The following is a 9,651-nucleotide window of genomic DNA, read 5'->3' as shown; positions in this document are numbered from 1 at the left end:
AGCCCGCCGCTCGTCTGGTTGTTGCCATTGCCCTGGCTGAGCTGAATGCCGGCCGAGAAGGCCGAGAGCAGGATGGCGTTGCTCCAGATCTTCCAGACATGATTGTTGACCTGATCTTTGAAGCCCGCATAGCCGCCTTCGTCGGCGCCGGGCATCCGGCCAAGATCGAGCGAGGACGCATCGGGATAGATGATCCGCGTCCAGGCCACGAGCACCCGCTCCTGGCCGGTGGTAATGCCCGAATCATAGGTGCCAACGCAGCTTTGATCCTTGCGGGATGACAATGAAGCGCCCCGTGGCGGTGTCGTAGACGTTCTCTGAAACCTGGGCCAGAAGCTGGCCCGGCAAATCGGAATTCACCCCGCCGATCATGACGGCCGGGATCACCGTGCCGGCGCGCACCTCGTAAGGAGAGCGCGGCGCTTCGCGCCGCGCCTTGAGCGTGTTCTGGTCGGCTGTTTTCGGATCCTGGTCGGCGAGGAAGGCGCGCTTATCGCGCTGCCTGTTGAGATCGCGCTCGCGTTCGGGATCGCCGCCGAGCTGCGCAAGCCGGTCCGCCGCCAGTCTTGTAAACTGTTCCGAAGCCGAAAGCGGCGCGGTATCGCGTGCTGGCGAAGTGGTTCGTCTTGGAAGATTGGCCTGGATTTCGGAACCGGCTCCGAGCGCTGTCAGCGCGAGCTTCTCGCGGGCCTCGCGCAAGTGTTCGAGGCGTTTGTAATAGGCCTCCCAGGCAAGACGATTGGGATCGGGCGCGTCTGGAACAGGCGGCGCCGGTTGGGGTGCAACCGGTTGCGGCAGCACCGGGATGGTCTCGGGCGCTTTGGGCGGAATGTAGCCGGCGTCGGGCGCGTTCGCCAGAATGCCGATCGGAGCTTGCGTCCGCCGGCCGCTGCCGGGATCCTGTTTCGAGGCTTGGAGGCGCAAATGATAGGTGTAGGCGATGGTTGCCATGATGAGCGCCAGGATCGCCATCGCGATCATGAGCGGAACGCGGTTCAAGCGCCGGACGCCCGCGCCTCGCGAAGGTGTGGCGCCCAACAGATCGGGCGAGGATGGGGTCTCGTTCACCGTCTGACCTCTCGAAACTTGGTTTTGCTGCTGAAGGGTGAGCCTCTATCGGCGATGTCGCCTGGTTCGAAGAGCGCGGCCGAGGGGGTTTGCATCATCAATCCCTCCGCGTGCGGGTGATGGTGATACTGCTCGCGCTGGCGCCCACGCCCGAGGTGAGCCGTGCCAGGGTCAGGACCTTGTCGACTTCGAAGCGGTGCTCGACGAAGCGATAGTTCACAAGCCGTGTCGTCGGCCCGTTGAAGAGGCTATCGAGGCCAAGGAAGCTCGCGTCTTCGGCGATCTCGACAAGGGCTGGAAGCTCGCTCGAGCCAACCTCGGGCGGAAACAGAATGTAGGTCTTGACCCCGTCGGTATAGACGCGCGTCGGCTTCCAGGGCGCGTCGCCTGTGACGGCGAACTCAAAATCGAGTTTGCCGGGCGCGGGCAGCACGGCCGCCGCCGCGCGCATGTCCCGGGTCTGCTCGACCTTGGTGCGGTAGGCCTTCCATTGGCTGCTGGCGTCATCGGGATAGTCGAAGGAAACGCGCGGCATCCAGTCTTGCGAGCGGCTCACAAGCTTGATGATGTAGGTGCGCCGATTGGTGGTGATGACGAGATTGGTGATGAGCCCCACATCGGTCGGCTTGATGATCACATGGGTGATGATGGCCTCGCCCGCCCCTTGCGTCGCCGGCGTGATCTTCCAGCGCACGCTGTCGCCGACATTCAGATCATTGACGCTTTCGCCTTCCTGCAGTGCGAGATCGCAGACGTAAAATGGCGCGCAAACAATCGTCGGCAGCGTGGAGCCGAACACGAAAACGGTTGCACCTTCGTCGCCGCGCGCCGGCCCCGCACGGTTGCCGGCCCACTCCCTGCCATAGGCCACGCCCTTTTGCTCCTTCGGCGCCAGAGGCGGCTGCGGCCCGGACAACAGCGGCACGCGCGGCGGTGGTCCGTCAGGAACGGTCTGCGGCGCCTGCGCCAGCGCCACGCCAGAAAGCAAGGCTGATAGTGCAAAAACAATCACCGTGCGCATGACAAGGTCTCCCCTCCGCTCAAAGCCGTTGCGACCAGCTGTAGCTGTTGATGTAAATGCCAAGCGGGTTGAGGCGAATGGTGGCCTCGTCCGATGGCGGGTTGAGCGTGACGGCGATCGTGGCCTGCCAATGCTGGGTTTGTGGCTTCGAGCCGTCCCGGGTTCGGGTTTCTTCGCGCCACTCGATGCGCCAACTGTCGGCGGACAGCGGCAAAACGCTTTCGACCTCGACCATGACGGTTTCGGTCTTGGCGCGCTCGAACGGATCGTGAGCGCGCATATGGTCGTTCAGCCGCGCATAGGCGTCGCCCCGCTCGTTGATCATGGCATAGGCTTCTTTCAGGAGCGCCCGCTCGGCGCCCGCGTCGGTGTAGACGCTTCGGATGTTGGCGATGAAGCGCGCAAGGCTCGCGACAATGAGCTGATGGTCGGGCTTTATGAGCCGGTCGGCGCGATCGACGGCGGCGGCGGTGCCTAGCTTGTCGACGCGCACCACATAGGGAACGATCTGGCTTTGGCTCGCCACAGTGACGAGGCCTGCGCCCGTGATCAGTGCCACGACGAGGGCCAGAATGGCGGCCAGCCGCCAGTTTCGGGCTTGCGCGATGTAATCGCCGTAGCGCTCGTTCCATTCGCGGCGCGCATTGAGATAGGGATTGGTCCCTTCCTCACGGGAAGAACCAAGCTTCCCGTCCTGATGGCTGCTCATGATCCCTCTCGATGGCTCATAGACAATCTTAAAAGCCGTGCATTTTGCATTTCCGGGCCGCTGCTCAGGGCTTTTTCGGCGGGTTGCCGGCTTGGCTTGGCGGCGCGCCTTGACTTTGCTGCGCAGCTCGGCTCGGCTGTGCCGGTTGGCCTCCGCCCGTGACCGACCCTTGCGGCTGGGAGGGCTCGCTCGCGCTTCTCGCCGACTGCCGGTCGACGGTTCGTTCTTTCAAAGCCTCGGCCATCTGCCCGGCCCAAGTGCCGTAATGGATGCGCCCGCTAAGGCGCATGCCAAGCGTATCGCCGGCTGCCATGGCGGTATTGCCGGCCATGCGAACCACCCTGCCTGGTCCGAAGCTGCCCGACATGCGCGCATCTTGCATTTGCTCGCTCGCAAGCGCCGAGCTTCGGGCTGCCACCATGCCAGCGCCGACGCCGCCCTTGAAGGCGCCCCAGCCAACGCCGGCAGCGCCCGCGGCAACACCGGCGAGTGCGCCGCCACCGCTCATTTGCGTGCCATTGATGAGGCCCTGGATCATATCAGGAATGATCTTGGTCAGCGCCAGCATGACGATGGCCGAGCCGACTGAGACGAGAAGATCAGACGTGTTCGCCTCGAAATTCTGGATCAGCGCATTGAAGATTTGCTGGCCAAGCCCGATCAGGAGCTGCAGCACGAACAGCTTCGCGCCGACGCTCAGCGCGTAGATGATCATTTTGAGCGCGTAATCCTTGGTCCAGCGCGATCCGCCGAAGCCCATGAACAAGATGCCGGCCGAGATCACGATGTAGGATTCGACGAGCGCGAGAATGAGAAAGGCAGCGATGAGAGCGAAGCAGATAAGGAGCACGAGCGCGAAAATGATGAGCCCCACGCTCGCGCCGGGGCTCCAGATGCTCGACTGATCGAGGACCTTGTTGGCCATGTTGAGCCCGATCGCGAAGATGTCCGACGGCGCGATCAGGCTCGTGCCGCCCGAGGCCTGCACGGCCTGATTGGCGGCGGTCCTGAAGCTGTTGACGATCGCCGCCGCCCAGGCGCTCGAATTGACGAGCAGCGCCAGAAAAAAGCCTATGAACAGGATCTGGTTGACGATCTCGGCCATCCATTCGCTGACATCGGCGCCGCGAAAGGCAAGCCGGATGGCGGCATAGGACATCTCGATGGCCGCGAGCAGCCAGAACAGCGTTTGCGCGTAATTTGCAAGCGTCGCCTCCCATTTTTGCGCGTTTTGCTGGTAGAGCTGCACGATCCCATCGAGCGCGTTGGTCGTAGGCTCCGCGGCCTCGGCCGGGCTTGCTGAAATGATACCGACAACAACCACGCCAACGGCAAGGCCGATCAGCGCGCACCCCGCTCGGGCCGCGGGCGATGAGCCAAGAGGAGAGCGAGACGCTCTCGGCGGCGTTCTTGGCCGGAGCCGCATCATCAAAATCGCGCTCCCCCGCTTGTTGGGATCGTCGTTTGCGTTTTGATGAACGTCCGCCAGGCGGCCTGTTGGGAGGCACTCCGATCGGCCTCGATCTGGATGGCGTTCGCCTTGAGGCTCGTGTCGGCTAGGATGAGCTGGCGCAGCTTCTGCAGCTGCTCGATATTGAGAAGCCCTATTTGAGCAAGCGTCTGAAGAGCCTCGAGATTGCCTTGCACCGCGCCGGTCTGGCTCTTGAGGCGGTTGATGAGCGCGAGTTCATCGCCGCCGATCTGGCCCGACTGAAGGGAACCCGCTTCAAGCGTCGAGAGCACGCTTGCATTGGCGGTGGCCGACCATTGCTGATATTTGCCGGCAAAGGCTGCGCTCGTCGCGGGCGAAGTCAGGTAGCTGTCGTACGTGCCATATTGCTGGCCAAACTGCGCCGTGAGCCCCGACTTGGCGAAGGACAGCGCGTTGGCGCTTGCGAGCGCCGTGTTGACGGACTGGATGTTCGCCGCCCCGTTCCCCCACTCGAGCGAGGGCCAAGGCGTCGTGTTCACCGTCATGGTCTGGAACTGATTGGTGTTGGTCTGAAGAATATTGCCTTGCGTCCCGAGCTGATCCACGAGCCGCGCCAAATTCAGAAGCTGCGTGATTTCGCTCGCGCAGTTCGTGCAATAGACCGCCTGGGCCCGGCTTTGCCGGACACTCACGACCACGCAAGCGATTGCTAAAAGCGCAAGCGCCGCCACCTTAAGCTGCTTTTTCATTGAGCCCCTCCTCCGTTGCTCCGAGAATGTCGTTGGGATCGAGGCCCCGCTCTGCGAGCCAGGCTCGTGGCCAGTCCTTGCCGTGGGCCTCGATGAGCGCGCGCACGCGGGATATGTCCTCGCGGGATGAGACGGCGGCAAACGCAAGGGCTACCGGGCCGAGCCCCAGTTCAAACAGACGCCGTCCTTCCGGGCTCGTGTAGTAGTAGTGGCGCTTTTTGACCGCGCTTTTCAGGAGCGCGATCTCGGTCTCGTTCAGACCGATCAGCCGGTAAAAATCGAGGGGACCGGGCATCGCGCCGGAGCCGCCCTTGTCGGCTTCCTCGTTCGGCAAAAGGATCCTGGTCGGGCAGGATTCGAGAAGCACATCGAGGATGCCGGAGCGTGCCGCGTCCGAAAGGCTCTGCGTCGCCAGCACGACGGCGCAATTGGCCTTGCGCAGCACTTTCAGCCATTCGCGGATCTTTTCCCGAAACACGGGGTGGCCGAGCATCACCCAGGCTTCATCAAGAAGCAGAAGAGCTGGCGCGCCTGTGAGCGAGCGCTCGAAATGGCGAAACAGATAGAGAAGCACCGGGATCAGGTTCTTGTCGCCGAGCGCCATCAGCTCTTCGATCTCGAACACCGTGAACGAGGCTGGATCGATGCCGTCGGATCTGGCATCGAGAAGATGGCCGAGCGCCCCTTCGATCGTATAGGTGCCAAGCGCCGCCCGGATGTCCTTATCCTGGACAGTGGCGATGAAGTCGGTGAGGCTTCGGCCCTCGCCGCTTTTGGTTTCGCGCATCAGCCGCACGGCGCGATGGATTTCTTCTTTCTGTCGCGGTGTCGGTGCGCTCCCCTGCTGAAGCTCGTAGCAGGTGGCAAGCCAGTCTTCGGCGAACGCCACATCTAAAGCCGTCTCGAGTTTGCCGAGCGGACACAGGCCCGGGCTTCCCGTATCGCCCGCCAGATCATAGTGCTGCGCGCCGGCCGCATGAGCGAGAGCGAAAAGCGAACGACCCTTGTCAAAGACCGTGATGCGGGCATGCCGGTAGCGGCGGAACTGCGCGGCGATGAGTGCGAGCAGCGTCGACTTGCCGGCGCCGGTCGGCCCGAAGATCAGCGTATGGCCGACATCGCCCACATGCAGATTGAGCCGGAATGGCGTCGAGCCGGTGGTGGCGCCGTAAAGGAGCGGCGGCGAGCCTTCCGGGAAAAGCGGGCTGGGGCACATGGGGAGCCCAGGCCAGGCCGACGACGTCGGCATGAGATCGGCAAGGTTCAAACTGTGGACGAGCGGCCGCCTCACATTCGGCACGGCATGCGCCGGCAGGCTGCCGAGAAAGGCCTCGAGCGTATTCACCGTCTCGACGCGGCTTGCAAAGCCTTCGCGCCGAAGCTCGCGGGCGATAAGGCGCGCCTCCTCCAGAAGCGCATCCCTGTTCTCGCCCATCAAGATCAGAACCGGCGTGTAATAGCCAAAGGCGACGAGGGCGGAGCTGGCGTCGGTGATGGCGTCCTCGGCCTGCGCCGCCATCAGAGCGGCATCCTCATTCACGACGCCGCCTTCGGTGCGGAACACTTGCGCAAAGAACCCCCGCATCCATTGCCGCCATTTGCGCCGGTAGGCGCGAAGGAGCCCGAGACTTTCGTGGGCGTCGAGCGGGATGAAGCGCGAGGAAAACCGAAACGCGATCGCGAGCGTCTCGAGCCGTACCAGCATGTTGGGATAGGATTCGGCCGGAAAGCCTTCGATCGCCACGGCCGCGATGAAGTGTTCGCCCATCTTCGGCGTATCGCCGCCATAAAGCGCCTGCCCGCCGAGCCAGGCGTCGAGGTACATGGGGCAAGGCGGCACGTTGAGGGGGCTGAGATGCCCTGTGACCGCGAAGCTCACATAATTGATGAGTTCGTCCTGCAGATGCGAACGCCCGCTTTCATCGCTCACGCGGTAGGCCTTCATGCGCCTTAACCGCAGGATATCCGACAGGCCGTCTTCGAGATCGCGAAGCACGCGCTCGAAGATCTTGATCTGACGGTCGCCGGGGCTTTCGGGCTCGGCTTTTGGATCGTCGTCATAGATGAGATCGGCGATCTTGGTGGTACGGCGGAGCGGCGGCGTGTAGGCGACGAGGAGCGCGTATTCCGTCTCGAAATGAGCGCCTTCGCTCAGGAACTGGCGGCGCCGCTCGGCATCGATGGCGGCCGTGATGGCATCCGGAAAATGCGAGGCGTCAGCTTCTGGATATGAAGCGGCTGGAAGCCGAACGGCGTCGATCCAGAGCGCAAAACCGCTGCCGAGCCTCGCGAGGCTCGCATTGATGCGGCTTGTCACATAGTTGAGCTCGGCGGGCGTTGCACTTTGGCTGTCGGGGCCGCGGTAGAGGAAGCCGGCCAACAGCGAACCGTCCTTGCAGAGCACAAGGCCGTCGCCGATGAGGCTCGCATAATTCAGGAGATCGGGGGTGCCTTTGGCGCGATCGCGGAACTGTTTCAAGCGCAGCATGAGAGCCCCTAATCCAGCCTTGAGCCGCGCGACCGCGCCGGAAAATACGCGCCGTAGCGGAGCTGGCGCAGATAGATCCTCGTCATGAACGGGTCGGCCTTCGCCATCATGCGGAACACGCCGATCAAGAGGAGCCAGAGGCCGACGCCGATCGTAATCGCGATGAGGTTGAGGCTTGAGACGGCGAGGCCGGCGCAGATGATCGCCGTCATCAGCACGGGCTCGCGCTCGCCGCCGAGGAACAGGTTCGGCCGGTGCAACGCGCGATAGAGCGGCGTGCGTCTGATCTCGCCCATCAGATCACGGCCCCGGCGCTGAACAGCGTGCTCAAGAGGTCGGTGGCAAACACCATGAGCGAGACGACGAGCACGAGCATGATGACGCGGCGCACGAATTCGTTGATCTCGCCGCCAAAGACGAGGATGGCCCCTGTCACCACGATGCCCATGAGCGAGACGGCATAGGCGACGGGGCCTGTGATGCTGTCGCGGACCTTTTGCAGCGGCGTTTCCCATTGGAGCCCGCTGCCGGTCGAGGATGCGAGCGCATGCTCGGGAAAGGCGATCAGAAGCACAAGCAGCGCCGTCAGCGCGAGACTCAAGAGCGAACTCAAGGGGCGTGGGGCTTGTCGCATGGCTTACTCCTCGGCTTCGGTGACGTAATCGCTGCCATCGTGATCGATGACGCGCAGCAGCTCCTGGATCTGGCGCCCGGATTTGGTGGCGGCTGTCTTCGCAATGACAATGATGAGGTCGACGGCGGCAGCGATCGTCTTTTGCATGGGCGCCGCGGTGACTTCGCCGACGAGATTTTCGAGGCGGATGAGGCCGCCCTTGGCGTTATTGGCGTGAACGGTCGCGACGCCGCCCGGATGACCCGTATTCCAGGCCTTCAACAGATCGAGGCATTCGCCGCCCCTCACTTCGCCGACAAGAATCCGGTCCGGCCGATAGCGCATGGTCGAGCGGAGAAGCCGCCGCAAATCGATTGCTTCGGTGGTGCGCTTGAACACGTGATTGGGCGCAGCGCACTGGATCTCGGGCGTGTCCTCGAGGATCAGCAAACGCTCGCCGGGAAGTTCGGCGCCGATCAGATGGATGACGGCGTTGACGAGCGTCGTCTTGCCAGAGCCAGTGCCGCCAACAATGAGGATGTTCTGGTGACCGAGCGCTGCTGCCCCGATCAAGGCCCGCTGGCGCTGGCTCATGGTCCCGGCGCGCACATAATCGTCGAGCGTGAAGATGCGGGTGGCGCGTTTCCTGATGCAAAAGCTCGGGGCTGCCACCACGGGCGGGATCAGCCCTTCGAAGCGGCTGCCGTCGAGCGGCAGCTCGCATTCAAGGATCGGGTTCTCGCGCGTGATGGTGGTCTTGTGAAGCGCCGCGATGGTTGCCATGGCGGCCTCGGCTTGATGCGGGGGTATCTCGCCAAGGCGCGCCATGGGGTGCCCAGTACGCTCGACCCAAAGGACACCATCGGGGTTCAGCATGATCTCGATGACCTCCGGGTCTCGAAGACAGCTGAGAATCTGTTCGCCAAGCTCGCGTTCGAGCTTCTGGCCGACGCGGACAGCGTGTTCGGACGCGGAACGATAAGGGGCCATGAACGCATCGGCTCGGATCGGCTTTGTTACGATGTGCTCGCTTATAGACTATCAACTCTGGTTCGACAAACTTGCAAAACCCGGTGGTGGTTATGCTATCTTCGCGCTCTTCGTATTCATGGTCTTTATTGCTAAGGGTTTGGATAATCCATTGCTCTGTCTTTCGCCATCTTTCAAGTAACGATTCCAAGCGATATAATATTTATTCTAATAATATGGGCTTATAGTCGGTATATGTCTCTACACTGAATTCGGCTATCGATGACCATCGGCAAACACGATGCCCTATCAATGACAAGGACGGCTCACGTTTTATTGCATATCGGCGATGAACGACTTGCGATCATACGCCATTGCACACTGTGTCTTTGACGCATCATAGATCGTTCAAACACTATCGCGTGTTGATAATCTGCGTCACGGGGCGCTCTCGCCTTGTTCTGTCAAAGCCATTTTCCGGGTCCGGCCTTGCCTCGTAGGCAAGAACGCCTATAGTGCACATACGATAGAAGCCCCTTCCTCGCCCTTCGCGACGCCCGAGCCATTAATGCCCCCTAAGAGCCTGTCCTCCGAAACAAACC

The 9,651-nt window shown here is 62.4% G+C and carries 10 protein-coding genes; all 10 read right to left on the bottom strand.

The window, feature by feature from the left end; translation table 11 throughout:
* On the bottom strand, positions 1-209 hold a 209-nt coding region (locus QM659_RS13575; RefSeq protein ID WP_415188816.1), incomplete at its 3' end, for a TrbI/VirB10 family protein.
* A 34-nt stretch (positions 210-243) separates the two neighbouring features.
* Positions 244-1,068: a TrbI/VirB10 family protein gene (locus tag QM659_RS13570; protein WP_415188815.1), complete on the bottom strand. Its 825-nt coding sequence runs from the start codon at positions 1,066-1,068 to the stop codon at positions 244-246.
* Between the two features lie 97 nt (positions 1,069-1,165).
* Complete coding sequence (trbG, locus tag QM659_RS13565) at positions 1,166-2,089, bottom strand: P-type conjugative transfer protein TrbG (RefSeq protein WP_415188814.1); 924 nt, start codon at positions 2,087-2,089, stop codon at positions 1,166-1,168.
* Between the two features lie 19 nt (positions 2,090-2,108).
* Positions 2,109-2,798, bottom strand: a complete 690-nt coding sequence (gene trbF / locus QM659_RS13560; protein ID WP_415188813.1) for a conjugal transfer protein TrbF — start codon at positions 2,796-2,798, stop codon at positions 2,109-2,111.
* Between the two features lie 64 nt (positions 2,799-2,862).
* Positions 2,863-4,227, bottom strand: coding sequence for a P-type conjugative transfer protein TrbL (trbL, locus tag QM659_RS13555; protein ID WP_415188812.1), 1,365 nt, complete (start codon positions 4,225-4,227; stop codon positions 2,863-2,865).
* The gene (gene trbJ, locus QM659_RS13550; RefSeq protein ID WP_415188811.1) at positions 4,227-4,979 is read right to left on the bottom strand and encodes a P-type conjugative transfer protein TrbJ; all 753 of its coding nucleotides are present in this window, start codon (positions 4,977-4,979) and stop codon (positions 4,227-4,229) included. Before trbJ ends, trbL begins: the two co-directional genes overlap by 1 nt.
* Positions 4,963-7,467, bottom strand: a complete 2,505-nt coding sequence (locus QM659_RS13545; RefSeq protein WP_415188810.1) for a transporter — start codon at positions 7,465-7,467, stop codon at positions 4,963-4,965. The genes trbJ and QM659_RS13545 overlap by 17 nt, the downstream gene beginning before the upstream one ends.
* 8 nt (positions 7,468-7,475) lie before the next feature.
* A complete protein-coding gene (trbD, locus tag QM659_RS13540; RefSeq protein ID WP_415188809.1) occupies positions 7,476-7,763 on the bottom strand; it encodes a conjugal transfer protein TrbD in 288 nt (95 codons plus the stop codon).
* Positions 7,763-8,101: a TrbC/VirB2 family protein gene (locus QM659_RS13535; protein WP_415188808.1), complete on the bottom strand. Its 339-nt coding sequence runs from the start codon at positions 8,099-8,101 to the stop codon at positions 7,763-7,765. The genes trbD and QM659_RS13535 overlap by 1 nt, the downstream gene beginning before the upstream one ends.
* 3 nt (positions 8,102-8,104) lie before the next feature.
* The gene (gene trbB, locus QM659_RS13530) at positions 8,105-9,070 is read right to left on the bottom strand and encodes a P-type conjugative transfer ATPase TrbB (protein ID WP_415188807.1); all 966 of its coding nucleotides are present in this window, start codon (positions 9,068-9,070) and stop codon (positions 8,105-8,107) included.
* Between the last annotated feature and the right edge of the window lie 581 nt (positions 9,071-9,651).

The organism is Rhodomicrobium sp. (genome assembly GCF_047605405.1).
GTDB classification, from domain to species: domain Bacteria; phylum Pseudomonadota; class Alphaproteobacteria; order Rhizobiales; family Rhodomicrobiaceae; genus Rhodomicrobium; species Rhodomicrobium lacus.
Note: the sequence above shows the minus strand (reverse complement) of the source record. Positions and strands in the feature narration are given on the sequence as shown.

Bases quoted from the DNA above. Each gene is read 5' to 3' on its own strand.
- trbG (WP_415188814.1), bottom strand. From the start codon at position 2,089: ATGCGCACGGTGATTGTTTTTGCACTATCAGCCTTGCTTTCTGGCGTG.
- trbF (WP_415188813.1), bottom strand. From the start codon at position 2,798: ATGAGCAGCCATCAGGACGGGAAGCTTGGTTCTTCCCGTGAGGAAGGG.
- trbL (WP_415188812.1), bottom strand. From the start codon at position 4,227: ATGATGCGGCTCCGGCCAAGAACGCCGCCGAGAGCGTCTCGCTCTCCT.
- trbJ (WP_415188811.1), bottom strand. From the start codon at position 4,979: ATGAAAAAGCAGCTTAAGGTGGCGGCGCTTGCGCTTTTAGCAATCGCT.
- QM659_RS13545 (WP_415188810.1), bottom strand. From the start codon at position 7,467: ATGCTGCGCTTGAAACAGTTCCGCGATCGCGCCAAAGGCACCCCCGAT.
- trbD (WP_415188809.1), bottom strand. From the start codon at position 7,763: ATGGGCGAGATCAGACGCACGCCGCTCTATCGCGCGTTGCACCGGCCG.
- QM659_RS13535 (WP_415188808.1), bottom strand. From the start codon at position 8,101: ATGCGACAAGCCCCACGCCCCTTGAGTTCGCTCTTGAGTCTCGCGCTG.
- trbB (WP_415188807.1), bottom strand. From the start codon at position 9,070: ATGGCCCCTTATCGTTCCGCGTCCGAACACGCTGTCCGCGTCGGCCAG.